Source organism: Algoriphagus algorifonticola (assembly GCF_007655305.1).
In the GTDB taxonomy this organism is placed as follows: Bacteria; Bacteroidota; Bacteroidia; order Cytophagales; family Cyclobacteriaceae; genus Algoriphagus; species Algoriphagus algorifonticola.
The window spans coordinates 36,664-63,359 of the sequence record NZ_VLOG01000052.1 but is presented as its reverse complement, the minus strand read 5'-3'; the positions used below and the strand labels follow the sequence as shown (position 1 = coordinate 63,359).

Sequence of the window (26,696 nt, the reverse complement as noted above, 5' to 3'; positions counted from 1 at the left end):
GATAGCAAAATATTATTTTGTAACCCAGTTCTCCCGAATGGCCAAGTGCTGAATATGAGCGAGATGGTGTTGGGAGTGCCAACTGTACATCAAAGCAACTTCCAAAAGGCTTTGTTGCCTCTTATTTTCCGGGTGATAATAGGTTTTATGGAAATCGCTCAGCTCCATTTTTTCCAGAAGTACTACCCATTTGAAATGTATGATTCGTATCAAATCCAAAGAAGGATTTACTGCAAGATCATAATCAGACATTTTGGCCCATGCAGCCTCATCATAAGGTTTGATAGTAGGGTTATCTTCCGTCAAAGCCAATTTGAAACGGATAAGAGCATTCATGTGACTGTCAGCAATATGATGGACCACTTGACGAACAGTCCAACCTCCAGGCCGGTAGGGAGTGTTTATTTGAGATTCATTGAGATTTCTCAATGCCTTATTTAGGTTCTCGGGCAGTAATTTTATCTGTTCGATCGCCTCTTTGAGATTTTCCTCGGCAGATTCAGGATCAAACTGAAATTTTCCGATAGGGTACTTTAAATGCTCTATATCAATCATAGGGTTTAAATTTTGCCTCCTGCGGCTATGGTTGCTAAATCTACGTTTTTTGCCCCATTGGCCAAAAGTACATTTGCACTGGAGCATAAAGTTGCTCCGGTAGTAATGACATCGTCCACTAGTAAGATGTTTCTGTTTTGAACTGAAATATTGCTTTTTAATTGAAAAACCTCCTCTACATTTCCCATTCTTTCCAGTCTGCTTTTTTTGGTTTGGGTTTCTGTTGCTATTATTCTCTCTAAAATATTCTCCATTTGAATACCCAGACTTTCAGCAAGCCCTTTGGCAAATTCCTCACTTTGATTGTATCCCCTTCTTTTCAGTTTCATTCGGTGTAAGGGTACAGGAACAACGCAGTCCCAGCTTTTTGAATAATCTTGTTTTAACAGTAGTTGACCATACTTTTTACCCAAATAATATCCGACTTGAGGCTTATTTCTGTATTTCAGCTGATGAAGTAAGCGCTGACTTTTACCATTTTTTGTAAACTTCAAAAAGGCCAAAACTCTTAAAACCCTTGTCAACCCCTGCAATTTATCCTTCAAATCATTGTCAGTTGCCCGAAGATGATAGCTAGTTATTGGAAGTTTGCCTTCACAAATCGTACAAAGACAAAACTCGTAGTCGAAAAGAGCCCTTGTGCACAGCTCGCAATTGCGGGGAAAAATTAAATCCAAAAAATCTTTGACAAAAAGTAAACGCATACGCATTAGTTGCTGTTATTCAAACTGCTTGCAGAATAGCTGTATATTTGCGGCAGATTTATCCTAAACCATTAATTTAATGAATCTTATAGAGGAATTCAACGATTACAGAGCCCGCATGAATGATAAAATCATGGCCGCGGACAATAAAGTGATCAAGCGATTTTTCAATCTTGACACCAATGCTTATGCAGAAGGTGCTTTGGATATCAAAACGAAAGAAATGATCGGTCTAGCCTGCTCCATGGTTTTGAGATGCGACGATTGTATCAAATATCATTTGGGAAAATGCCACGAAGCTGGGCTCAATTCCAAAGAAATATTTGAAGTATTCTCCATCGCAACATTAATAGGTGGCAGCATCGTCATTCCTCATTTAAGAAGGGCGACCGAATATTGGGAAGAACTTGAAAATCAATAATATAAGTGTTTAAAAAAGATCTAGACCTGGAGAGAAAATGGTCCAAACTATTGGTTGGGCTGGAAGATACTATTGGGAAAAAACCCAAAGATCTCAATGGAGTTTTATTTCTAATAGGTGTTCAGGAACTAGGAAAAGGGGCCAAGACATTTTCAAAGGAGCAAAAGCAGGATTTGATGCATATTGCTGTTTGCAAGGTCTTAAGTCTAGCAGGATTTTACGAATTGGATTTTGTAGATCAAGAAGGCTGGCCTCATTGGAAACTAATAAAAGAACTTCCTCACTTCGATTTATTGGAGCAGGAAAAGCTCCTGAAGATTCAGGTTTTGGAATATTTTGAAAAAGAGTACCAAATAGAGATTGATTAAGCATGAAAATTATTTCATACAATGTAAATGGAATCAGGGCTGCCATCAACAAAGGATTTGTGGATTGGTTGAAGACTGAAAACCCAGATATCATTGGAATTCAAGAACTTAAAGCAGATATTTCCCAAATTGAACCAAGTATATTTACTGACTTAGGATATGAGTTACATTGGTTTCCTGCTGTCAAAAAGGGATATTCCGGAGTAGCCATATTTACCAAAATCAAACCCAAATCAATCAAAATGGGAATGGGTTTGGACAAATACGATGATGAAGGAAGATTGATTCAAGCAGTATTTGATAATTTCTCCTTTTTATCTGCGTATTTTCCTTCAGGAACCACTGGAGATATTCGACAAGACTTCAAATATGAGTTCTTGGATGATATCTATGGATATATGCAAGATTTGAGAAAAGAGCATCCTAATTTGATTTTAAGCGGAGATTATAATATTTGTCACAAGGCCATAGATATTCATAATCCTGTGTCAAATAAAAACTCTTCAGGATTCTTGCCAGAAGAAAGAGCCTGGATGGATAAATTCACCGAATCAGGATTTGTGGATAGTTTCAGACACTTTAATCCAGACCCTCATCAATACACTTGGTGGAGTTATCGGGCAAATGCACGATCAAAAAATCTGGGATGGCGTATAGATTATCATATGGCTACTGCGGAAATGCAGAACAAATTAAAAAGCTCAGTAATTTTGCCAAATGTGGTGCATTCGGATCATTGTCCGATTGTTTTAGAAATTGAAGATTAAACGCAAATAAATATTACCCATAGCATATAAAAGGAATGAATTCTATAAAAATTTCAATACCATCACTGATTGAGAACATAAAAATCATTGAGAGCTTCATTGACAATGCTCGCGAGAAGTTTGAAATCAATGATGATATCTATGGGAATATTATGATTTCTGTCACAGAATGTATCAGTAATGCTATCATTCACGGAAACCAAAGTAACAAGAACAAGCTGGTTCATCTGGAATTGAAAGCAGAAGAGGATCAACTGCAATTCATCATCGAAGATGAAGGAGAGGGTTTTGATTTGGAACAATTACCTGATCCTACTTCCCCGGAAAATATCGCCAAACCAGGAGGCAGAGGAATCTTCTTGATTCGACATTTGACTGATGAGGTAAAGTTTGAAGAAAACGGAAAGAAAACAATCCTTTCCTTTTACATGGATTAACATGGCGATTAATTTCTTTACTGAAGACAGCCCTTTTCAGCTCAAGCAGAAAAACAAGAGAAAGCAATGGCTTAAGGAAATAGCCAAATCGGAAGCCTATCAAATTTCAGATCTCAATTATATTTTCTGTTCAGATGAATATTTGTACCAAATCAATGTGGAGTATTTAAATCACCACACTTATACAGATATTATCACCTTTGACAATTCAGAAGAAGATGGACTTATCGAAGGAGACATTTTCATCAGTATTGATAGGGTTCAGGAAAATGCATCCAAACATCTAGTCCAAGAGGAAGATGAATTAAGCCGGGTGATAAGTCACGGTTTATTTCATTTGATTGGATACAAAGACAAGAAAAAAGAAGAAGCAGAACTCATGAGAACCAAGGAAGAGTTCGCTATTGAATTATATAAAAAATCATAGTGTTCCACGTGGAACAGTAAACCAAATTACTTACTTAATCTGTAAGTGTTCCACGTGAAACAGTAAAGGAAAATTATCATGTTTCAAAAATATGATGTCATAGTAGTAGGAGCAGGACATGCCGGATGTGAAGCAGCACATGCCGCGGCAAAGATGGGTTCTAAGGTATTATTGTGTACCATGAATATGAATACCATTGCTCAGATGTCTTGTAATCCTGCTATGGGAGGAGTGGCTAAAGGGCAAATTGTACGGGAGATTGATGCTCTAGGAGGAATGTCTGGAATCATATCAGATAAATCCATGATACAGTTTCGTATGCTCAACAGATCAAAAGGGCCTGCCATGTGGTCTCCAAGGTCTCAAAATGACAGAATGAGATTTGCTGAGGAATGGAGATTGGCCTTAGAAGCAACACCCAATGTGGACTTTTGGCAAGAAATGATTACTGGAATCATTGTCAAAGACAATAGAGTAGTAGGTGTTAAAACTGGAATAGGTTTAGAAATAGAATCAGAAACTGTAGTCCTAACCAATGGAACATTCCTAAATGGGATCATTCATATAGGAGAGAAACAGTTTGGAGGAGGCAGAACCGGAGAAGCAGCAGCTAAAGGAATTACAGAACAATTGGTGAGCTTGGGATTCGAGGCAGGAAGAATGAAAACCGGAACTCCTCCAAGAGTAGATGGTAGAAGCCTCGATTATTCCAAAATGGAAGTTCAACACGGAGATGAGAACCCTGAAAAATTCTCTTATTCTGATGAAACAAGTCCCTTAAAAGAACAAAGGTCATGTTGGATTACTTACACCAATAAGGATGTACACCAAACACTGGAAACTGGTTTTGACAGATCTCCTATGTTTAATGGCCGAATTCAAGGCTTGGGTCCGCGCTATTGTCCATCAATTGAAGATAAAATCAACCGCTTCGCTGAAAGAGAAAGGCACCAAATTTTTGTTGAACCAGAAGGATGGAACACTGTAGAAATCTACGTAAACGGTTTTTCTACTTCTCTACCGGAAGATGTTCAGCAGAAAGCCATGAGGCAAATTCCAGGCTTTGAAAATGCAAAAATGTTTCGACCAGGATATGCCATAGAATACGACTTCTTCCCACCAACTCAACTCAAGATCACACTTGAAACACAATTAGTAGAAAACCTATTCTTTGCAGGTCAGATCAATGGTACAACTGGATATGAAGAAGCGGCATCTCAGGGTCTAATTGCAGGAATCAATGCAGCACTGAAAACTCAGGAAAAAGATCCATTTATATTGAAAAGATCAGATGCATACATAGGAGTACTCATAGATGATCTAATCAATAAAGGTACAGAGGAGCCTTATAGAATGTTCACTTCCAGAGCTGAATTCCGATTATTGCTTAGACAGGATAATGCTGATTTGAGATTAACAGAGTTGGGTTATTCTATCGGTTTAGCTGATCAAAAAAGATTTGATAAGATGCAGGATAAAAAAGAGCAAACTGCAAAATTGATCAATGATTTGAAGCAGAAAAAGCTACTTCCTGACGAAACAACAAATGAGGGGCTGGAAGCTATTGATACAGCTGCTATCAAGGAAAAAATCAGTGCTGAAAAACTTCTAAAAAGGCCTCAAATCGGGATCAGTGATTTGAAGAAGCTGGATAAAGAATTGGCTACTTATTTATCAAAATATCCAACCGAAGTATTAGAGCAAGCAGAAATTCAAATCAAATACGATAGCTATATAGAAAAAGAACAGCAAATGGTGGAGAAGCTTTCTAATATGGAAAACTTTAGAATCCCTCAGAGATTTGATTATTTAGCTATCCCTGCTTTATCTGCTGAAGGAAAACAAAAATTGAATAAAATTAGACCAGAAACATTGGGTCAAGCTTCCCGAATAAGTGGGGTATCACCAGCTGACCTATCCATATTGACTGTTTACCTTGGAAGATAAACCTGTAGAAAGATTAACAAAATGCCCGCTTTGTAAGAGTGGGCTTTTTCTTAATTACACCGAGATCCCGGATTTCGCTGTAAGTAAGGAGAGATTCATTTTGTGTAAATGCACGAAATGTCAGTTGGTATTTACCAATCCTAGACCAACAGAAAAAGCGATAGCTCCTTATTATGACTTTCCAGAATATTACTCCCATTCTACTAAGAGCAAATCTTTAACAGCTCTGATCTATTCTAAAGTCAGAAAATATTCTATCAAGAAAAAATTCAAGTTGATAGAATCATTAAAAACAGAGAAATCAATTTTGGATATAGGCTGTGGAACTGGAGAGTTTTTAGCTTATACCAAAAAGAACGGATGGAATGTAGAAGGCTTAGAGCCAAATAAAAATGCCAGGAAGCTGGCAAAAGAAAATCTGCAACAAAAAGTCCATAAAAATCTTATTGATTTAGATCTAAAGAAAGAGTTTGATATTATTACGCTATTCCACGTATTAGAACATATTCATTCTTTAAGAAAAGGGTTCAAAAAGGTATTAAGTCATTTAAAATCAGATGGTTATATTATTTTAGCAATCCCAAATTTTGAAAGTGAAGATGCAAATCGATATGGAAAATTCTGGGCAGGTTGGGATGTGCCTAGACATCTTTATCATTTCAATGAAAAGTCTATAAATTATCTGGCAGAAGAATTTGATTTAAGTATCAAGGAAAAAAAGCCCATGATATTCGACAGTTATTATGTGTCGCTTTTATCAGAAAAATATCAGAACCCAAATTCCAATATACTAAGCAATTACAGCAAGTCATTTTGGACAGGATTAAAATCAAATCAATCAGGAAGAAAGACCGGTAATTATTCAAGCAACCTATATATCCTTCAGAAAAAGTGAAGATAAAATACACCTTTCTATTAGTTTTTTCTGTTGCATTATTCACTCAATGCGCAAAACAAAGTACACCTCAGGGAGGACCTAGAGATGAAGACCCACCAAAATTATTGGAGGCAAATCCTAAAGACCAATCAATAAATATCAAACCCGAAGAGATAGTCTTAGTATTTGATGAATATATCAAACTAGATAACCCCAATAAAAATATCATCATTACTCCAAGAGTAAAAAAGGATGAGGTGGTAACTACCGCTTTAAAAAATACTGTCACAATAGAACTTAATCAGGAATTAGAAGATAACACTACCTACGTATTCAATTTTCAAAAATCAGTTCAGGACTTATCAGAGGGAAATCCTGCAGAAAATCTAAAAATTGTCTTTTCAACAGGTTCAAGTATAGATAGCCTGGAATTGAGTGGTCAGGTTAATTTCTATTTCCCAGATAAACAGACGGATTTCAAAAACGTATTGGTAGGCTTATATCCAGAAAATGACACAACAGATTTATTTGCTGCAGCACCTTATTATATATCGCAAGTAGACAGTACAGGCCAATTCAAAATAAGCAATATCAAGAATGGAAATTACAGAGCCTATGCTTGGAATGATGCTAACAACAGTTTAAAGGCAGAATTCAAATCTGAGGCTCACGATTTTTTAAAAGACACAATCACCATTGAAGAAAATATTGAAGGAGCCATATTCAATCTATCTCAAGCGGATTTAACACCTATTAGATTACTCAGATCATCTTTTACTAATGGAAGCTATGATTTGATCCTCAATAAAAATGCGGTAGACATCAAGCTTGAAAATGAGAGTCTGGGAAAGAGCATATTTTACACTAAAGAAGACAAAAGGATTCGCTTATTTTCAGATAAAAGCATTCCTGATAGCTTAGCATTTAAGGTTAATTTGATTGATTCTGTAGGATATCAAATTGATACGCTGATCTATGCCAAATTTCCAGTCAATGAAAGAAAACCAGAGGAATTAACTGTAAAAGCTAATTCGGGCAAAAATTTCACTGGCACTATGGAGGCCATTCTAAGCTTTAATAAGCCAATAACAAAGATCCACACAGATTCTCTTTATATCCCACTAGACTCAGCGAGAAGTATCAAAATAGGACCAGAGATGTACTATTTTGAGGATTCAAGTATGAGAAATGTTCTCAGATTAAAGGTATCCATTCCAGACAGCACACAATCCGATGTTGTTACTCTGACAGTTGCAGATTCTACTTTTCAGGATATACAGCTTCAGTATAATCTAAAAGAATTAAAAGCTAATTATCGAAAAATCAGACCAGAAACTTTAGCAGACTTACTGGCCGGCAGAATTAATAATGCAGAACCACCATTTGTGGTACAGTTGATTGATAACAAGGATGAATTAAAGGCAGAAAAGAAGCTTATAGACACCAATAATTTCCGTTTTGAACGGATAGAAGCAGGAACTTATAAGATAAGAGTCATAGAAGATAGAAATGGAAATGGAAGGTGGGATCCAGGAAACTTCTTTGAAAACAGACAGGCTGAAAGAATTTTCTATTTTAGAAATCCAGAAAATTCAAGTACGGATATCATCATCAGAGGTGGATGGACTAATGATGGAATCATCATTGAACCTTCAAAAACTACTGGAATCAGTCAGAAAAAACCTGTGGACAACCCATCAGAAGACGGTGGATAAGTAAAGCATAAAGTGGACTTAACTCACACTTATACACCACAGGCAAGAGTTTGAAAAGTAAAGCCTACGAAAAAGGGGATAAGCTAAGATCTATCAACAGAGATCACATAAGATTTCCACAGCATAGTTAGACACCTTTCAAAACACAGAGCTCATCCACAAAAATATCGAGTTAGCTATAAAATCTTTGTGATCAAATAGATACAAGTGGATAAACTGAGGATAAGTCGTAGATAAGTAATGTATAAGATTGGAAGGAAAGTGGGGAATCAAGAAATCAACACTTACCAACATTTCCACAGCCTTAATAACCTTAATAAGAAATTTTTTAAAAATTAATCTAATAGAGTTATAAGCAAGTGAATACTGTGGATAGCTATCCTTTCAATTTTATTTTTTGGTTATATTAGGAGCTAATCAATTTTCAATACAAACAAAAAATCAACCGTTTTCCGCAGACTTGAGTTAGTAGTTAAAAAGAAAAGCTCAAACCTTCGGACAATAGATCTCTTAGCTCATAAACAATAAACCCATGGAATTAAACCGTCTTTTTGATTTAGTGCCTTATCAGATTGCCAAATTTGATAAAACAGATGCCGTTGCCAGAAAAGAAAATGGAGAATGGATTACTTATTCTTCGAGAGATGTCAAAGAGATCATTGATAATCTGAGTTTGGCTTTCATGAAAGCAAATATTGCTGCAGGAGATAGAGTGGCTATTATTTCAGAAAATAGACCGGAATGGAATTTTGTTGATTTGGCTTTGCAGCAAATAGGAGCGATTTCTGTTCCTATGTATCCAACGATTACCAGTGATGATTATGCTTACATATTTGATCATGCTGAAGTCAAAATGATTTTTGTTGGGGATACTACTATTTATGAGAAAGCGATTGAGGTAGCAGGAGATCGCAAAATTTATTCTTTTGACAAAATTGATGGCGTTGAGCACTGGACTTCCTTAAAGGAGACTGGCCTTTCTGGTGATCTTTCCATATTGGAAAAATCAAAAGCTGCCGTGAAATCCGAGGATTTATTTACGATTATCTATACATCCGGAACGACAGGGAGACCAAAGGGAGTGATGTTAACTCATCATAATGTATTAAGTAATGTTTTGTCGGTTTCTCATATCATGAGTCCACCAGAAGGTACCTCCAAAGTTTTAAGTTTCCTTCCGCTTTGCCACATTTTCGAGAGGACAGCATCCTTCTGTTTCTTCTACTTGGGTTTCTCGATTTACTATGCAGAGAATATGGATAGTATTGGTGAAAATTTAAAGGAGGTACAACCACACGTATTCAATACAGTTCCGAGACTTTTGGAAAAAGTTTATGACAAAATTGTAGCAAAAGGTTATGAGCTATCAGGTATTAAAAAGCAATTATTTTTCTGGGCATTAAATCTTGGATTAAAATATGATCCTGCTGCAGATATGGGTGGATGGTATAATTTTCAACTCAAAATTGCCAACCAGCTCATTTTTTCAAAATGGAGAGAGGCATTAGGCGGAAATATTATGCAGATTAATTCTGGAGCCTCCGCCTTGCAACCTAGATTGGCCAGAGTTTTTTGGGCTGCAGGAATAAAAGTCTGTGAAGGTTATGGTCTGACGGAAACGTCTCCCGTGGTGACTGCTTCTATTTCCAATCATGAGGAAATCAGAATTGGTTGGGTCGGCAAGATTGTCAAAGATGTGGAAGTGAAAATCGCAGAAGATGGTGAAATCCTAGTCAAAGGACCCAATGTCATGCAAGGGTACTACAAGAACCCCGAGATGACCGCAGAGGTACTTAAGAATGGCTGGTTCCACACAGGAGACATAGGTGAGCTTGACGGAAATTATCTCCGAATCACTGATCGTAAAAAAGAGATGTTTAAAACCTCCGGAGGAAAATATATAGCGCCTCAGGTGATGGAGAATAAATTCAAGGAATCAACCTTGATTGAGCAGTTGATTGTCGTAGGTGATAACAGAAATTTCCCTGGTGCATTGATCGTACCGAGTTTTGATGGATTGAGAGAATATTGTAAGCGAAAGGATATTCCTTACACCACTGATAGAGAAATGATCCAAAGAGAAGATATTCTGGAGAAGTACCAATCTGAGGTGGATTCCCTCAATAAATATTTTGGAAAATGGGAGCAGATCAAACGCTTTAGATTACTGCCTGAAGCTTGGGGAGTAGAATCAGGTGAACTGACTCCTACGATGAAATTGAAACGAAAAGTAATCCATCAGAAATATGCCGATGAAATAGAAGCCATTTATCAGGTTTGATTTGAGTCAAAAAGTTTCTGTAAATGACTTTTAAGTCCTTAATCCCAGTAATCAAAAGAAAATTCCGAAAGAACCTCAGTTTATTAATTATATTCTGATAAATTCAAATCATTGAGATTAATTAAAATAATATTTTATAATATTTGTTAATTCCAATCAATATTTGTGATGCATGCATAACTTTTTTTCAAATATAGTATGCATGCATACAAAATTTTTTTAAATTAGGTCTCCTCAAAACAATGGGAGATCCGTATGAAGAGAGAAGAAACAGTAGATTTTCACATTAAGAGTGCCTGGCATGCTATATCCAGGATGTACAATCAGCATGCAGCCGAAGAAGGCTTTACCACTGCCATTGGTTTTGTATTGATCAATATCAATTCCAAAGAAGGAACCCCCGCGACCAAAATTGCTCCCAAGCTTGGCTTGGAAACAAGAAGTCTTACCCGTATGCTGAAGACTATGGAAGAAAAAGGATTGGTCTACAAAAAACCTGATTTGGTGGATAAGCGATCAGTGAGAATTTATCTGACTGAAGAGGGAAAACGAAAAAAGGAAATATCAGTAAAGACGATTAAAGAATTTAATGAACAGATCCGACAGGTTATTCCTGAAAAAGATTTGGAAAGCTTCTTTGCCACCTTTGAAAAAATCCAGATGGTCATTGACCAGTTCAGCGGAATTGAAGTGAATAAACCTATATATGAACTATAATTTCCAAGATTCTTCTTGGAATCAAGACTACCAAAAAACCCAAAAAAATGAACAAAACCATTAAAAAAGTAGCCGTTTTAGGTTCCGGAGTAATGGGTTCCAGAATTGCCTGTCATTTTGCCAATATTGGTGTACAGGTGCTTTTACTGGACATTGTACCTTTTGAGCTCACAGAAGAAGAGCAAAAGAAAGGCCTTACCCAGGAACATCCTGCTGTAAGAAACAGAATTGTCACTGCTGCACTTCAAAATACATTGAAGTCGAATCCTTCTGCCATCTACGACAAAACCTTTGCATCAAGGATCACTACAGGAAATTTTGATGATGATTTGTCGAAAATTAAGGATTATGACTGGATCATTGAGGTAGTTGTTGAAAGGTTGGATATCAAGCAACAACTTTTTGAAAAAGTCGAAAAATTCAGAAAGCCTGGCACTTTGATTACCTCGAATACTTCCGGTATTCCTATGCACATGATGTGTGAAGGTAGAAGTGAGGATTTCCAGAAAAATTTCGCAGGAACTCACTTTTTCAATCCGCCTAGATATTTAAGATTATTAGAAATCATTCCTGGTCCTAAGACTGATCCTGAAATTGTTGATTTCTTGATGGATTACGGAGATAGATTCCTTGGAAAGGAAACTGTGCTTTGTAAAGATACTCCGGCCTTTATTGCCAATAGAATTGGAGTTTATGCCATTATTTCTGGGATGCATACCATCGAGAAGATGGGATTTGGTGTATCTGAAATTGATAAGATGACAGGACCAGTAATCGGTAGGGCAAAATCAGCAACCTTCAGAACGATGGATGTGGTAGGTTTGGACACTACTGTCAATGTTGCCAACAACTTATACAAAGCACTTCCTCACGACGAGTCCAGAGATAAGTTTAAGCTTCCAAAAATTATGGAGGTCTTATATAACAACAAATGGTTCGGGGATAAAACAGGTCAAGGCTATTTTAAAATGATCCGTCACAAAGACGGAAGTAAAGAACTCAAGGAATTGGATTTCGAAACCTTTGAATACAAGGATGTAGAAAAACCAAAAATCAAAGCACTTGAAGCAGCAAAGGATATCGAGGATATGAAAAAGAGAATCAAATTCTTGATGAATTTTGATGATAAAGCCGGTGAATTTTATAGAGCTTCTTTCTATGATTTATTCAAATATTGCTCTCATAGAATTCCAGAAATATCTGATGAATTGTACAGGATTGATCAAGCAGTATGCGCGGGTTTTGGTTGGGAATTGGGTCCTTTTGAAACCTGGGATATTCTCGGAGTGAAGGAAACTGTAGAAAAAATGGAAGCGGCGGGTGAAAAAGCTGCTGATTGGATTCATGAAATGCTAAAAGCAGGAAATGAATCTTTCTACAAAGTTGAAAATGGTAAAAAACTCTACTACGATATCCCATCCAAATCATACGTAGAAATTCCGGGTATAGAAGATTTTATATTGTTGGATACTCTCAAGGCTTCAGGTAAAAAACTCTGGGGAAATGCAGGTGCAAGCGTATATGATATGGGAGATGATGTCATAGGATTGGAATTCCATACCAAGATGAACTCCCTGGGCGCTGAGGTAATCGAAGGAATCAACACAGCGATTGGAATGGCGGAGAAGTCCCACAAAGGTTTGGTAATCGGAAATGAAGGAGGAAACTTCTCAGCCGGAGCCAACTTGGCAATGTTGTTCATGTTTGCCGGAGATCAGGAATTTGACGAAATCAATCTGATGATTGCGCAATTCCAAAACACCATGATGAGAGCTAGATATTCTTCGGTTCCGGTTGTGGTTGCTCCTCATAATATGGCCTTGGGTGGGGGTTGTGAACTATCCCTTCATGCTGATCACATTCAGGCGCATGCAGAATTGTACATGGGATTAGTGGAAGTAGGTGTAGGCCTCATTCCTGCAGGTGGTGGTACCAAAGAAATGACCAAACGCTTTGCCAATACCGTGAAAGATGGAGATGTGGAATTGAACCTATTACAGGAATACTTCATGAATATTGCTATGGCCAAGGTGTCCACTTCAGCTGCCGAGGCAAAAAACCTGGGTTACCTGAGAAATCAGGACGGCATCACCTTAAACAGAAAGCGTCAACTGGCTGAAGCAAAAGCAAAAGTATTAGAGCTACATGAGGCCGGTTATACTCAGCCTGTTCAGCAAAGCAATATTCGAGTTTTGGGAAAAACCTCTTTAGCTCTATTTGAAGCTGGAATTACCGGAATGAGATATGGTGCTTACATCTCAGAGCACGACGCAAAAATTGCCAGAAAACTGGCTTGGGTAATGTCTGGAGGAGATTTGTCTTCCCCAACAGAGGTTTCAGAACAGTATTTACTGGATCTGGAAAGAGAAGCATTTCTGAGTTTGACGGGAGAGAAAAAGACTTTAGAAAGGATTCATAGCATCCTATTTAAAGGAAAACCGCTTAGAAATTAGAGATGAGAAGCTAGAATCGAGAATCTAGAGACCATTAGTAAACATTTTTACCAGATGACTTATGAAGTTGAGACATAATTTTAAAAACCTGACTGTTTGGAGAAAATCGGTGGATTTGGCAGTAAAAGTTTATGAAACAACGGCCCTATTTCCTTCTGAAGAGAGATTCGGAATGACCTCTCAAATGAGAAGATCTAGTGTATCTATTCCTTCAAATATTGCTGAAGGAACCGCAAGAAATTCTTCGAAAGCGTTTTCAAATTGTCTTGATATAAGTTTAGGTGAAAGTTTTGAATTGGAGACTCAAACGATTATCGCAACTAGAGTAGGATTGTTGAACCAAGAAGCATTCGAATCTATCAATCTTGAACTTGACGAAATACAGAAAATGCTGATTGGTCTCAAATCTAACATAGAGTCAAACCCTTATTAGCTCATGCTCTCGCTTCTCGTATCTAATCTCTCGCTTCATATTTAAAAGATGCACTTTAAAAATTAACAATAGACACTCAAGTAAACTAACCATGGACGCATATATAATTAATGGATATAGATCAGCAGTTGGAAAATCCAAAAAAGGAGGATTTCGATTTTACAGACCGGATGATTTAGCTGCAGATGTAATCAAACATTTGGTGGCCAACACTCCAGGACTGGAGGCTAAAATGGTCGATGATCTCATAGTAGGAAATGCAGTACCTGAAGCGGAACAGGGAATGCAGATGGGAAGAATGATTTCTTTGCTGGCTTTAGGCATAGATAATCCAGGGTTTATCATCAACCGCTATTGCGGATCTGGATTAGAAGCCATTGCATTGGCTGTTGGTAAAATCAAGGCTGGAATGGCTGATTGTATCATAGCAGGTGGCACAGAATCTATGTCTTTGGTACCAATGATGGGCTACAAAACTGCCCTAAACTGGAAAATTGCCTCTGAGCATCCGTCCTACTATTTAAGCATGGGCTTGACAGCTGAGGAATTGGCCAAAGAATATTCCATTACCAGAGAGGACTCCGATGCATTTTCGGTTCGATCCCACGAGAGAGCACTAGCTGCAATTAATGGTGGAAAATTTAAAGATGAGATAGTTCCAGTAGAAGTTGAAGAAACCTACCTGGATGAAAAAGGGAAAAAGAAAACAAGAAAGTTTGTTGTAGATACAGACGAAGGTCCTCGAGCAGAAACTTCCATGGAGGTTTTGGCAAAATTAAAACCGGCTTTTAAAAATGGTGGGCAGGTGACCGCAGGAAATTCTTCCCAAACTTCCGACGGTGCAGCCTTCGTGGTTGTCATGTCTGAGCGATTGATGAAATCTCTGAATTTGGACCCCGTTGCTAGAATGATGTCCTATTCAGTAGCTGGGGTAGATCCCAGAATCATGGGAATAGGACCCAAAGAAGCAGTGCCAAAAGCCTTAAAACAAGCTGGTTTGTCTATGTCAGATATTGGCTTGGTAGAATTGAATGAAGCCTTCGCAGCTCAAGCTTTAGCAGTAATCAGATCACTGGATATGGATGAAGAATTGGTGAATGTAAATGGTGGTGCTGTTGCATTAGGTCACCCGCTGGGATGTACAGGAGCGAAGTTATCAGTGCAGCTCTTCAATGAAATGAGAAGAAGAAATTCCAAGTACGGAATGGTCACGGCCTGTGTAGGTGGTGGTCAGGGAGTTGCTGGAATTTATGAACTATTGAAATAAAAGAATATAAAAAATAAAATGACAACTCTATCAAAATCAATCCAAGGAGGAGAATTCCTTATTCGGGAAACAGATGCCCAGGACATCTTTATTCCAGAGCAATTTACTGAAGAGCAAAAAATGATGGCTCAGGCATGTCAGGATTTTATCGATACGGAAATCACTCCGAATATCGAGGAAATTGACAGTATGAAAAATCCGGATTTAGTTCCTTCCATTTTCAAAAAAGCGGGTGAACTTGGTCTATTGGGTATTTCTGTTCCGGAAGAATTTGGTGGAATGGGAATGAGCTTCAACACTTCCATGTTGATTGCTGATATTATTGGAGCTGCTGGTTCTTTTTCTACTACCTACGGTGCTCATACGGGTATAGGCACATTGCCTATTTTGTATTATGGCAATGAAGAACAAAAGCAAAAATACCTTCCTAAACTGGCAACTGGTGAATGGGCGGCATGCTATTGTTTGACCGAACCGGATGCTGGTTCAGATGCAAATAGCGGTAAAACCAAAGCAACTCTAACTGAAGATGGAAAACATTATCTGATCAATGGACAGAAAATGTGGATTTCCAATGCAGGTTTTGCAGACTTATTCATCGTGTTTGCAAAAATTGAGAATGATAAAAATCTGACAGCCTTCATCGTAGAAAAATCCTTTGGCGGGATTACAATGAATGAAGAAGAAAAGAAAATGGGTATCAAAGGATCTTCTACCCGTCAGGTCTTCTTCAATGATTGCAAAGTTCCTGTGGAAAATATGCTTTCTGATAGAGAAAATGGCTTTAAGATCGCTGTGAATATCCTGAATATCGGAAGGGTAAAACTAGGAGCCGGAGTATTGGGAGGGGTTCGTACTGTGACTTCTTTGGCAGTAAAATATTCTACAGAAAGAAAGCAATTCGGAGTTAGTATCAATTCTTTCGGAGCAGTAAAGCGTATGTTGGCAGAAATGGCAACCCGTACTTTCGTTTCTGAATCACTTTGCTATCGTGCCGGACAGGATATTGAAGATCGAATGGATGCTTTGGCTGCAGAAGGCATGCCTGATGCGGAAGCAAAATTGAAAGCTTTGGAACAGTTTGCAATTGAAGCAGCAATAGCCAAAGTACATGGATCAGAAGTTTTGGATTTCGTCGTAGATCAAGGCGTTCAGGTATATGGTGGCATGGGATATTCTGCCGATGCCCCGATGGAAAGAGCATACAGAGATGCGCGTATTGCCAGAATTTATGAGGGGACTAATGAAATCAACAGAATGTTGATGGTTGGAATGCTATTGAAAAGAGCGATGAAAGGTGAAATCAACCTTTTTGAGCCGGCAATGGCTGTTTCCAAGGAATTGACATCTGTTCCATCCTTTGAAACTATCGATACTTCTGAGCTATTTGCATCTGAAAAAGATGTTTTGGTTAAGCTCAAGAAGGTTTTCTTGATGGTTGGTGGAAAAGCAGCCATGGCTCTTCAGGATAAAATTGAAGATGAGCAGGAAATCATGATGAATCTTGCTGATGTGATGATTGAAATTTATGCAGCAGAGTCAGCGATTTTAAGAGCTGAAAAACTGGTAAGTATCAAAGGAGAAGAAGCTTGCAAGCATCAAATTTCCATGGCTCAAGTTTATCTTTCAGAAGCAGTGGAAAAAATCAATGTAGCAGCTAAAGAAGCTATTGCTTCATTTACCAAAGGAGATGAGCAAAAAGTGATGTTGATGGGATTGAAGAGATTTACTAAAATGGATCTGATCAATACCAAAGAGCTGAGAAGACAAATAGCTGATTATATGATTGAGGCTGGAAAATATCCTTTTTAAATAATCACAGATAGATTGAGAAAGGCCTCCTGTTATGAATGCGACAGGAGGTTTTTTTTATTAATTTTTGGTAGAAGTAGTATCCGGCTTGGTGGGTTTGGGAGTTCCTTTGAGTACTCCTTTCAATATGCTCTTTGCCTCCTGTACTACCTTTTCTGCACTTTCACCTGTTTTCTTTTGTAATTCTTTCTTCACACTGTCTTGAACTATATCGGCTTTGATTTTCAGCTGATTTTTGATACTGTCTTGGGCTGCCTGAAATTGTTCTTGCGCTTGATTTTGGAAGTTTTGTTTTTCGGAATCAAATCTGGATCTGAGCGCATTTGCCAGCAGTGTCTCTATACTATTTCCTCCGGCCAAACTCACTTTAGGCTGATTATAAGAACCGGCCAAATTGATGGATAAAGGAATCAATGTGGACTCATTTGCCTGGCTTCCTGAAATACTAGCTAAAATACTATTAGCCTGTGCTCCAAATTTCCCAGCCGGCACCTGCATGTTCAATAAATAATTAATGGACCCGTCAAACCCGGCTGTTCCTTGTACGGTGGTTTGATAATCCCATAATTTCACATCAAAAGGCTTTACCTCCATCATCCCGTTTTCAATACTGATCGGAACTTTGATATTTCTCAGTTGGATGGTGTTGGCGTCCTTTAATTTGGTAAGGCTGGTCAAGCCTTCCAGTATTTTATTTTCTTTTAAGGCAGCTTCGGCAATCGCCAAAATTCCAGATACATCCAAAGAGGAAAGCACAGGCATCATGTCTGGACCCAAGAGGCCACTGAAATTGAGCTTGGTATTGAATCGGCCGGTGATATCCTTGGCAATTGGAGCAAAAGCCTTGACTGTGGTGAGGCTTTGAAATGCCTTGGCAATACTTAACTCAGATATATCCAAACTCATATCGAATTTTGGATTGGCGATATCTCTAGGGTCATAGTTCCCATTCAGCGTAATTCGCCCATCCAAGGTTTTCATTCCTGCCTCATTGAAGCTGAGAACTCCCTCTCTTAAAACCATGGTTCCTCGGACTTCTTTGAGGTTGAGATTATCGTAAATTACCTCATCCGCTCTCACAGCCATGGTGAAGTCAATATTTTTTGGTAGAGCGATCACTTCCAGTTTGCTGCTGTCTGTACTTGAGCTACTGCTTTCGCTCATCCATTCATTGATATCAAAATAAGAACTGTTCAGGGAAAGCTGTCCTTTCAATGTTCCGTTTTCTGAAAGCAAATAATCCATATAGTTGGATAGAAAACCGGAAGCAGTCAGTGGGCTTTTTCCCAGTTTCGAATCAAACTCCACCAATTCAGCTCGCTGGGGGTTGAAATTGGCTTTAGCTTGATTGATTGCCACTCCCTGAGGATAGTCTTTGGATTTGAAGAAAAATCGGGAAACAGTCAGGTCTCCTGAAGTATTGATTCTGGAAAACTGCTCTTTTTCCACATCTTGATAAGAGCCGGTGCTATTGATATTTGCCTGAATTTTTCCTTTCAATTCGATATCTGCAATTGGGAAAATCGCTATGATTTTCTCTAAGTCCACCGCTCCCGCTACAGCACCTTTCCAGTTGAGTGCCTCAAAATCCGCTATTCTCAGGTTTCCTTCGATTTTTTCACCTTCCAGCTCAAAACCAAAACTGCTGAAGTCTGCTACAAAATCCTGCATGCTTCCCTTATCATTTCGAATCGAGGCAACCGCATGAATTTTTTCTAACGCGGCAGGATACTCTGCGTTTTTTACGTATCCCTCAGAAAATTTAAACTGGGCAGCAATAGCAGGTAAAACTTTATTGGTGGAATCATATCTGCCTTTGGCACGAGCGCTAAAGTCCAGGTTTCCTGCTAGGCTAGTCCCTTCAATCGGGAAAATAGAAGTCAGTTCTTTCAAGTTAAGCTTACCATTTAGCTCCCCTTCCATCAGATAATCTTTGAGGTTTTGAAGCGTAAAATTCCCTGAGATGGGATTTGAACCAAAATTCAAGGAAAAAGTAGGAATTAGAATTGAGGTATTCTCAAGTTGGGAGGTCTCATTCTTTACCGCCATGTTGACATTAATTTTGTCCACAGGCTTAGGAAGTTCTGGGTACTGAAACATTCCGTCTTTAATTTGAAGATTAATATCAAAAGAAGGAATACTGGTTTCAGTGTAAAGCCCTTTGACAAAACCTTCAAAACTCATAGTTCCTGAGGATTTGATTGAAGAGAAGCTTTCGGTGTACATTCCCGGAACTAAAGAAAGAACACTTTTAAAGTCCGAATCAGGAGCAGCAAAAGCTAGGTCGTAATCGACTCCTTCTTCGGGTAAGGCTATAAAGCCATTCATGTTAAAAAGAAAATCATTCAGTCCAAATTTTCCATTTTCAAAACTGAATTTCATGTTTTCCAGGTCGACCTGAACGTTGGCATCTCCCTGAAATTTTTTATTGGTTAGATAATGAGTTCCTTCATAAGCCATATCTGCGATAGTTGCAGTAGCTTTGACAGGCAAATCATAAACATCCAAGGTAAAATCGCCAGAGCCTCTTGCCATGATATCTGCTAAAGCCATGGTAAACTGCAAGGATCTATCATCATAAATCATGTTGACGTGATTCACTTCGATTTGCTCGATGCCTATTCTAAAGTTGCTTTCAGATGATTCTGATTCAGAGTCTGAAGATTTGGTAATGTCATAATTGGCTGTTCCGTCTTCTAAGACTTTGATGTAAAGATCGCCGCCATTCAAATGCAAGCCAGTGAGCATAGGGTAATCCCCGAAAAGAACAGATTTTAAATTGAAGTCCAGATCCAATTGATCTACCTGAATCAGTGTATCTCCTTCGAATTGGTCTTTTCCGATAATTCCAAAATCTCCTAACCCAGCACTGACGTCGGGAAAACTTCGGAAAATGCTTAAAGATATTTTTTGAGGATTGTAATAGACTGTAGCATTGATTGATTCGTCGAGCTCCTGGTTAATTTTTGCGACTATCTTGTCTTTAAAGATGATAGGAATCGCCACTGCACTCAGGATTAGAAAGCTAAAAATTGCCAGAAGTATATAGATTGCTTTTTTCATAAAAGATTGATTCTAAGTCAGTATTCTAACGCTAAATGAACCTAATAGATTCAAGTAAAGATTCTGCTACTCTTTAAAAAAAAATCGAATTTCCCGGAAATTGAGAAGAATTAACTTCCTGGAAAGGAAATACCATTTACTCTACGGTATAGGTTGAGGGCGTATTTGTCAGTCATTCCTGAAATAAAGTCTATCAGCGCTCTCAAGAGTGGATATGGGTTCACCTCTTCTCCCCAACCTTTGAGGGGAAAGTCTTCAGGTAATAATCGAAGAATACTTTTGTCTTGGCCTGAGAAATTCTCTGGGGCATAAAACTGATGATACAGTGCTTTTGAAAAGACAGATAATAAACCTTCCAAAACCTGAAATCCTGCCGCCTCTTTTTCCAAAACTACTTTAGACCGGTAGATTTTTTTAACAGAGACTTCTGTGATTTTTTGGAGATGCTTAGCAGAGGGAATGATGTCAGTAAGAGCTTTGTCAAAATTTCCTTTGCACATACTTTCCTCATATTGTACAAAAGCTTCCACAGTTTCCTGAATCAACTCACCAATAGCCAAAGCCCTCAGCGCCCCTAAATTTTGAGAAGCGGTTCTATTTTCCAGCTTTTTAGGATCAAACCTATCTTTTAAGATAGGAGAAAGTAAAGAGATGGTTTCATCAAAGCCCACCAGTCCCATGGTGCATCCGTCTTCCAAGTCTATAATGCTATAGCAAATATCATCTGCTGCCTCTACCAAAAAAGCCAATGGGTGCCGGTACCAACATTCATCCGTAGCTTTTTCTAAGCCCAGAAAAGAAGCCATCTGCTCAAAATCAGTCAATTGATTGATGAAAAAGCCAAATTTCTTTTGACTTCTTCGGGCGATATCCCTATGGGCAATCTGACTAGGCCTTGGATATTTGGTAAATGCTGCCAAAGTAGCATAGGTAAGCTTGAGCCCAAACTGCTTCGATACAAGCATCCGGAATCCTTGGGCATTGCCTTCGAAATTACATAAATCAGCCCATTGCTCTAATCTGACGTGGTTTTCCCATATTTTTCCGGCAGGATGAAATTTAAAAAAATCAGAAATAGCCTCTTCCCCAGCATGGCCAAAAGGAGGGTTTCCAATGTCATGAGTCAAAGCAGCTGCAGCTACGATTCCTCCGATTTCTGAACTGCTGATTCCTAATTTCTGAAGGCTTGGATATTTTCCAATCAAATATTCCCCCGCACTTTTTCCCAATGATCTGCCAACTGAAGAAACTTCTAGACTGTGAGTAAGTCGGGTATGAACAAAAGCCTGCTCAGGAAGTGGAAAAACTTGCGTCTTATCTTGTAAATTTCGGAATGGGGCAGAAAAAATAATTCTGTCATAATCGATTTCGAATTCACTTCTTGCGGCTTGAGTTGGAATAAATCCAGGTTTGTCTCCAAATCTTCCTCGGGTGAGGAGTCTTTCCCATTTCATCATGCCCAAAAATAAGAAGGTCTAGACTTAAATCCTCAAAAGAATAGAATATTGAACTTGGCATGGACATTGGGCGGGTTTTAATAGCACTAAAACTAAAACCAATGAAAAAACATATTTCTAATTTTCTTCTTGCGATAACTGCCCTTTTTTGCTTCGCTTGTGATTACAATGATTCGCCGGATAAAGGAATGGCCCGCGTAAATTTTTACTTAGTGGATGCCCCTGGAGATTTTGATGAAGTTTGGGTGGAAGTCCTCTCCGTAAGAGTTCGAATGAAATCTGATAACTCGGATGAGAATGATGATTCATCTTGGAGAGAAATGAATTATGAGCCAGGAGATAAAATGGTCAACCTTTTGGACCTTACCGGTAACAATTCTTTGTTGTTGGGAACCGAGGATTTTGAAGAAGGGGAAATTGATCAAATCAGATTGGTACTTGGAGAAAACAATTACGTAGTTTCTGACGGAAATGAGTTCGGTTTGAAGACACCAAGTGCTCAACAAAATGGTCTAAAAATTAAGGTAAATCAGCCTATTGAAGGAGGACAATCCTATAATTTGGTAATTGATTTCGATGTTGCCAAGTCAATTGTAGTTGCAGGAAACTCAGGAAACATTATTCTTAAGCCTGTTTTGAGAGCTTATTTAGAGGAAGCAGCAGGGATTTCTGGATTGGTATTACCATTGGATGCGCAGACCATAGCTGTTTCAGCTAGCAGAAATGGAGAAAGCTTCAACACTTTTACTGATGAAGCCGGGAACTTTAAAATTCAAGGCTTAGAGCCTGGAACATATACGATTTTGATCACTCCAAATGAGCGATATACTCCAGTGAGTTTGGAAGCGGTAGTGGTTGAGCAAGGCGAAATCACTGTTTTAGATCCAGTCACAGTGACTTTGAAAGAAGAATAAGCTGTTAATAATACACCCTCAAAAGCCGGTTCGCCGGCTTTTTTGTTTTTAAGGCCTGAGTTTGACTTTTTGGACTAAATTTGCATTGTGAATAAATCAGCATATTTCTTTTTCTTTTCGGCCCTGACACTTCTTTTTGGATCTTGCGATGGCATCGCAGACAGACAAGAAGGCCTTCTCAATTTGGTTTTGGTAGATGCTCCTCCAGCCTATGATTCTGTTTTCGTGGAAATTCTAGGGGTTGATGTGAGTATGAATGTTCAGGGCAGAGAAAGCACGCAAGAAGTATTTTTCATACCATATGAACTGGGAAATAAGCAAGTCAAGGTTTCTGATTTAGTAGGCGGAGAGGTTTTACTTCTGGGTAGAAGTCCCTTGCCTGTTGGTCAAATCACCCAATTAGCTGTCAGGTTAGGTACAAGAAATTTCCTTTGGGAACGAGAAAACAGATATGCTTTAAATTACGCAGATGGCGTTTCGGAAGAGGTGGTTTTACCTTTAAGCCTGAATATAGAAACTGGGTTTTCCTATGATGTGATTCTGGATTTTGATCTGGAAAAATCCATTCAGACCATTTCTACAAATCCCTTGAGATTAAATTTTACTCCTTCCATAGACTTGGTCATTCCGGGAAATGTTGGAGAAATCAGAGGTACATTTTCTCAAAATCAATTACGTCCAGCCATTTTTGCCATTGCAAATGGAGATAGCACCAGTACTCATGCAAACAGTTCCGGAACGTATCTTTTCAGATTGCCAGAAGGTACTTATACGCTTTACTTTGATCCCAAAAATCAAAACTTCCTTCCAGATACCCTTCAGAACGTCGAGGTTGAAGCTGGAGAAACACTTGCATTGGATCGTTTGACATTTAGACCTAGACCCTGATGGAAATGCATGCCACATATATGCAGCGAGCTCTAGAGCTAGCGGAATTGGGAAGAGGAAATGTAAGCCCCAACCCACAGGTAGGCTGCGTAATTGTTTACGATGATAAAATTATCGGAGAAGGCTATCATCAAAAATACGGTGGTCCCCATGCAGAGGTCAATGCAGTCAATTCTGTCATTGATTCTGAAATGCTAAAAAAATCCACAGTCTACGTCACCTTGGAGCCTTGTGCTCATTTTGGAAAAACTCCTCCTTGCGCCAACCTTTTGGTAGAAAAGCAGGTGAAAAAAGTGGTGATTGCCGCAACAGATTCTAACCCACTTGTTGGAGGGAAAGGAATAGAAATCTTAAAAAATGCAGGAATTGAAGTTGAAACAGGCATTTTGGAAAAGGAAGCGCGAAAGCAAAACCGAAGATTTTTCACTCAAATCGAGCAAAAGAGACCTTATGTCATATTGAAATGGGCCCAAACTTTGGATGGATTTGTAGCTAGAAAAGATTACTCCTCCAAGTGGATATCCAATTCCCAAAGTAGGCAAATGGTGCATAAATGGAGAGCCGAAGAAGATGCTATTTTGGTAGGGAAAAATACAGCATTATATGATGATCCAGCTTTGAATGTGAGAGATTGGGTAGGTAAAAATCCACTTCGCTTGGTCATTGATCCGAAACTGGAACTTAAACCTGATTTGAAAATTTTCGATCAAGCGATACCTACCATTTGTTACAATACAGTCAAATCAGAAATCCAAGGAAATATTGAATGGGTAAAGCTTTCTCCCAACTTTAAAATTTCCGCACTTTTGGAAGACCTTCAAAAGCGAAAAATTCAAAGTGTTTTGGTGGAGGGAGGGGCTTTCCTTTTGAATAAATTTATTGAATCCGAACTTTGGGACGAAGCAAGAGTGTTTACCTCCAAAACCAGATTCAAAGAAGGTGTCGAAGCTCCACAGCTTCCTATTTCTGCCACCGAACGAATCCAATTCCAAGAAGACGAACTAGCCATTTATTATCATGTCTGAAAATTTATTCATCCCTGAAACAGCCACCAAAGCTGAAAAATATGAAGCCTTGCTTCCTCAAATTGAAGCCTTGATTTCGGGGGAGCCGGACTTATATGCCAACCTATCCAATGTAGCCGCAGCTTTAAAACAGGCCTTTGATTTCTTTTGGGTTGGCTTTTATTTAGTCAAAGAAAATCAACTGGTTTTGGGTCCATTCCAAGGACCTATTGCCTGTACGAGAATTTCTTTTGGAAAAGGGGTTTGTGGAACCGCCTGGAAAGAAGGAAAAACGCAACTGGTACCGGATGTGGATGCATTTCCAGGACATATTGCTTGCAGTTCAGCCTCTCGATCAGAGATTGTAGTTCCTGTATTTAAAGGGGATCAGGTAGCGATGGTTTTGGATGTCGATTCTGATCAATTGAATGATTTTGACAACACAGATCAAGAATATTTGGAGAAACTGATGAAATCTCTGAGTGCTACTTTGAGCTAATCAAAGGTTCTCCCACCCAAAAAAGCTCTGAGGATTGAATGCTGGTAAAGCCTTCTGGCACTTCTATTCTAGTGATGTATGTGAGAGGAAGAATTATTTTTCCGTTGGAGTTTTCAATTTCTAGAGGCAAATTTTCCTTTCCAAAAATCTCCAAAATAGTTTCGGGCAGCCATTTTTTGAAAGCACCGTTTTTTACTGGGTAAAATTTCCATCCTGGCTCCAGAATAGTGAGGTCCATTTTTTCTAAAAAAAGAGATAATTCCAAAGCCTTTTCATGAGGAAAACCAACCAGGTGTACTGCTTGATGAGCGGAGGCCAATAAATAGTGGAGAGCATTTTCCAAAGATTCCTGAGGAGAAGAAGTGTAAAATTTCAGGGGATATTGCTCTTCTAAAAGCTGCAAATTCTTTTGTTGAAACTCTTGGCTTGCAAGGATCACATCTATTTTAATAACCCAAGTCAATACCTGCTCCACACAAGTTTCGGCGACCAATACAGTAGGCACCCATTCCAATAAGGGACTGATTGAATCAAAACTGAAGCCTTCCGTATTTAAAATTAAAACTGCAGGCTCTTGTTGCTCTTTGACAAAATGATGGGAAGACATTAGCGGTACAGGTTTTGGTAAAAATTAAGAGCATTTTTATAAGCTAGCTTTTCCAGTGAACTCTGCTCCAAATTAGCTTGAAGTGCCTCCAAAATAGCAGGATACTTTCCAGAATTTTCAGCGAGTGGAAAATAGAAAGGGAATCGATTGGGATCAGGAAAATCCAGTGTGTAAAAAAAGTCTGCACCAAAACATTGCGCCTCTTCTCCACCAATTTCAAATCCATGAAGGATATGTTCGTATAATCTATCCGGCACATCATTATCCAAAAATGCCCGGAGAAAATTCACCCCAATAATCCCTTTTTGGATGATAATTTCTTGAGCAAACTCATCTGACAAATTACGTTTGTGATCCCAAATCGCCCTATAATTGGAATGACTGGCAATAACAGGGATGGAAAGATTTTCTTTTTTGATGTGAGTTAAAATTCCTTCTGCTAATAAATCGGAGGTATGTGAAAGATCAATGGGAATCTTTTTGCCACTCATGTAGTCGAGCAATTTTTTTCCATCATCTTTCAGACCAATTCCTTCCGTGTAATTCCCACCACCAAATCGATTTTCGGTATGGTGAGTAAGACTGATATAGGCCAGCTTTCCTGTTTTTTCCAAAATCCGATCAAACTGCTCGTAAATTTCTTTCCAGGAAGCGTCCTCATGTCCAATTCCAGCCGCATTTTCTATGGATGCCATAATGCCCACTTTTTCAGAAGGAGCTAAATTTTCTCCATCGAACTCCATAAAAGAAGTAGACTCTTTTTCGATTAATTCTCTGAAAATCACAGCTTGTTTCCAACCCAAATCCATAGAACTAGGGCGTACATCCGTATAAATTGCGCAAATCTGCAATCTTACATTTCCATTGATCAGATGAGGAAAAGCACAGGCAATATCCTCTGTTGCAAAAGGACTAGCATTTGGTATTTTGGCTAGATAGGATAATAAATCACAGTGTAGGTCGACTATTGGGAAGGGCATGAATTCTGGCATTTGGACAAAGTAAACCAAAAAAACGCGTGTTTTTTAATACTTTTAGGCTGGAATCTTGTTACTAGTTTAGATATCAGCATATTTTCCAAAT

Annotated in this window: 24 protein-coding genes; 18 read left to right on the top strand and 6 right to left on the bottom strand. The window is 38.6% G+C overall.

All coding sequences use genetic code 11. From position 1 onward, the window contains the following. Positions 1-12 precede the first annotated feature (12 nt). Together FL972_RS13435 and FL972_RS13430 are read right to left on the bottom strand one after the other, a co-directional pair. Positions 13-555 carry a YfiT family bacillithiol transferase gene (locus tag FL972_RS13435; RefSeq protein ID WP_144605968.1) on the bottom strand — a complete coding sequence of 181 codons (543 nt, stop codon included), beginning with the start codon at positions 553-555 and terminating at the stop codon, positions 13-15. 5 nt (positions 556-560) lie between these two features. Continuing rightward, positions 561-1,259, bottom strand: a complete 699-nt coding sequence (locus FL972_RS13430; RefSeq protein ID WP_144605966.1) for a ComF family protein — start codon at positions 1,257-1,259, stop codon at positions 561-563. 79 nt (positions 1,260-1,338) lie between these two features. Here FL972_RS13430 and FL972_RS13425 point away from each other — a divergent pair, with 79 nt between their 5' ends. The 14 genes from FL972_RS13425 (at position 1,339) to FL972_RS13360 (ending at position 17,181) form a co-directional block, all read left to right on the top strand. Then, positions 1,339-1,680 carry a carboxymuconolactone decarboxylase family protein gene (locus FL972_RS13425; RefSeq protein ID WP_091653386.1) on the top strand — a complete coding sequence of 114 codons (342 nt, stop codon included), beginning with the start codon at positions 1,339-1,341 and terminating at the stop codon, positions 1,678-1,680. Positions 1,681-1,685: 5 nt separating this feature from the next. After that, positions 1,686-2,048, top strand: a complete 363-nt coding sequence (locus tag FL972_RS13420) for a hypothetical protein (protein ID WP_144605965.1) — start codon at positions 1,686-1,688, stop codon at positions 2,046-2,048. Positions 2,049-2,050: 2 nt separating this feature from the next. Then, the gene (locus FL972_RS13415; protein WP_144605964.1) at positions 2,051-2,815 is read left to right on the top strand and encodes an exodeoxyribonuclease III; all 765 of its coding nucleotides are present in this window, start codon (positions 2,051-2,053) and stop codon (positions 2,813-2,815) included. Between the two features lie 35 nt (positions 2,816-2,850). Continuing rightward, positions 2,851-3,252 (top strand): ATP-binding protein, encoded by a 402-nt coding sequence (locus FL972_RS13410; protein WP_091653382.1) that lies wholly within the window; start codon positions 2,851-2,853, stop codon positions 3,250-3,252. Position 3,253: 1 nt separating this feature from the next. Then, positions 3,254-3,679: an rRNA maturation RNase YbeY gene (gene ybeY / locus FL972_RS13405; RefSeq protein ID WP_144605963.1), complete on the top strand. Its 426-nt coding sequence runs from the start codon at positions 3,254-3,256 to the stop codon at positions 3,677-3,679. Between the two features lie 78 nt (positions 3,680-3,757). Continuing rightward, entirely contained in the window at positions 3,758-5,626 is a 1,869-nt protein-coding gene (gene mnmG / locus FL972_RS13400; protein ID WP_144605962.1) for a tRNA uridine-5-carboxymethylaminomethyl(34) synthesis enzyme MnmG, read from the top strand. Between the two features lie 124 nt (positions 5,627-5,750). Further along, a complete protein-coding gene (locus FL972_RS13395; RefSeq protein ID WP_250161355.1) occupies positions 5,751-6,521 on the top strand; it encodes a class I SAM-dependent methyltransferase in 771 nt (256 codons plus the stop codon). Then, complete coding sequence (locus tag FL972_RS13390) at positions 6,518-8,218, top strand: Ig-like domain-containing domain (RefSeq protein ID WP_250161354.1); 1,701 nt, start codon at positions 6,518-6,520, stop codon at positions 8,216-8,218. The genes FL972_RS13395 and FL972_RS13390 overlap by 4 nt, the downstream gene beginning before the upstream one ends. 532 nt (positions 8,219-8,750) lie before the next feature. Then, a complete protein-coding gene (locus FL972_RS13385; protein ID WP_144605960.1) occupies positions 8,751-10,499 on the top strand; it encodes an AMP-dependent synthetase/ligase in 1,749 nt (582 codons plus the stop codon). A gap of 255 nt (positions 10,500-10,754) precedes the next feature. Continuing rightward, complete coding sequence (locus FL972_RS13380) at positions 10,755-11,216, top strand: MarR family winged helix-turn-helix transcriptional regulator (RefSeq protein ID WP_144605959.1); 462 nt, start codon at positions 10,755-10,757, stop codon at positions 11,214-11,216. 47 nt (positions 11,217-11,263) lie between these two features. Beyond that, positions 11,264-13,669, top strand: a complete 2,406-nt coding sequence (locus FL972_RS13375) for a 3-hydroxyacyl-CoA dehydrogenase/enoyl-CoA hydratase family protein (protein WP_144605958.1) — start codon at positions 11,264-11,266, stop codon at positions 13,667-13,669. Between the two features lie 61 nt (positions 13,670-13,730). After that, the gene (locus tag FL972_RS13370) at positions 13,731-14,102 is read left to right on the top strand and encodes a four helix bundle protein (protein ID WP_091653371.1); all 372 of its coding nucleotides are present in this window, start codon (positions 13,731-13,733) and stop codon (positions 14,100-14,102) included. 91 nt (positions 14,103-14,193) lie between these two features. Further along, positions 14,194-15,369 carry an acetyl-CoA C-acyltransferase gene (locus FL972_RS13365; protein WP_091653369.1) on the top strand — a complete coding sequence of 392 codons (1,176 nt, stop codon included), beginning with the start codon at positions 14,194-14,196 and terminating at the stop codon, positions 15,367-15,369. Between the two features lie 18 nt (positions 15,370-15,387). After that, entirely contained in the window at positions 15,388-17,181 is a 1,794-nt protein-coding gene (locus FL972_RS13360; RefSeq protein WP_144605957.1) for an acyl-CoA dehydrogenase family protein, read from the top strand. Between the two features lie 60 nt (positions 17,182-17,241). Here the strand turns inward: FL972_RS13360 and FL972_RS13355 are convergent, their stop codons facing one another. Together FL972_RS13355 and dgt are read right to left on the bottom strand one after the other, a co-directional pair. After that, positions 17,242-20,244, bottom strand: coding sequence for an AsmA-like C-terminal region-containing protein (locus FL972_RS13355; protein WP_144605956.1), 3,003 nt, complete (start codon positions 20,242-20,244; stop codon positions 17,242-17,244). A 110-nt stretch (positions 20,245-20,354) separates the two neighbouring features. Beyond that, on the bottom strand, positions 20,355-21,698 hold the full coding sequence (gene dgt / locus FL972_RS13350) for a dGTP triphosphohydrolase (protein ID WP_144606219.1): 1,344 nt from the start codon (positions 21,696-21,698) through the stop codon (positions 20,355-20,357). A 104-nt stretch (positions 21,699-21,802) separates the two neighbouring features. On the opposite strand from dgt, the gene FL972_RS13345 reads away from it, so the two are divergent. The 4 genes from FL972_RS13345 (at position 21,803) to FL972_RS13330 (ending at position 25,006) form a co-directional block, all read left to right on the top strand. Beyond that, positions 21,803-22,615: a DUF4382 domain-containing protein gene (locus FL972_RS13345; protein ID WP_186300117.1), complete on the top strand. Its 813-nt coding sequence runs from the start codon at positions 21,803-21,805 to the stop codon at positions 22,613-22,615. Positions 22,616-22,702: 87 nt separating this feature from the next. Then, positions 22,703-23,503, top strand: coding sequence for a DUF4382 domain-containing protein (locus FL972_RS13340; RefSeq protein ID WP_186300116.1), 801 nt, complete (start codon positions 22,703-22,705; stop codon positions 23,501-23,503). After that, positions 23,503-24,528, top strand: coding sequence for a bifunctional diaminohydroxyphosphoribosylaminopyrimidine deaminase/5-amino-6-(5-phosphoribosylamino)uracil reductase RibD (ribD, locus tag FL972_RS13335; protein ID WP_144605953.1), 1,026 nt, complete (start codon positions 23,503-23,505; stop codon positions 24,526-24,528). The genes FL972_RS13340 and ribD overlap by 1 nt, the downstream gene beginning before the upstream one ends. Continuing rightward, positions 24,521-25,006, top strand: coding sequence for a GAF domain-containing protein (locus tag FL972_RS13330; protein ID WP_144605952.1), 486 nt, complete (start codon positions 24,521-24,523; stop codon positions 25,004-25,006). Before ribD ends, FL972_RS13330 begins: the two co-directional genes overlap by 8 nt. On the opposite strand, the gene FL972_RS13325 is transcribed toward FL972_RS13330, so the two are convergent. Then, positions 24,993-25,613, bottom strand: coding sequence for a thiamine pyrophosphokinase (locus FL972_RS13325; RefSeq protein ID WP_144605951.1), 621 nt, complete (start codon positions 25,611-25,613; stop codon positions 24,993-24,995). The genes FL972_RS13330 and FL972_RS13325 overlap by 14 nt on opposite strands. Then, positions 25,613-26,593 carry a dipeptidase gene (locus FL972_RS13320; protein WP_144605950.1) on the bottom strand — a complete coding sequence of 327 codons (981 nt, stop codon included), beginning with the start codon at positions 26,591-26,593 and terminating at the stop codon, positions 25,613-25,615. The genes FL972_RS13325 and FL972_RS13320 overlap by 1 nt, the downstream gene beginning before the upstream one ends. Between the last annotated feature and the right edge of the window lie 103 nt (positions 26,594-26,696).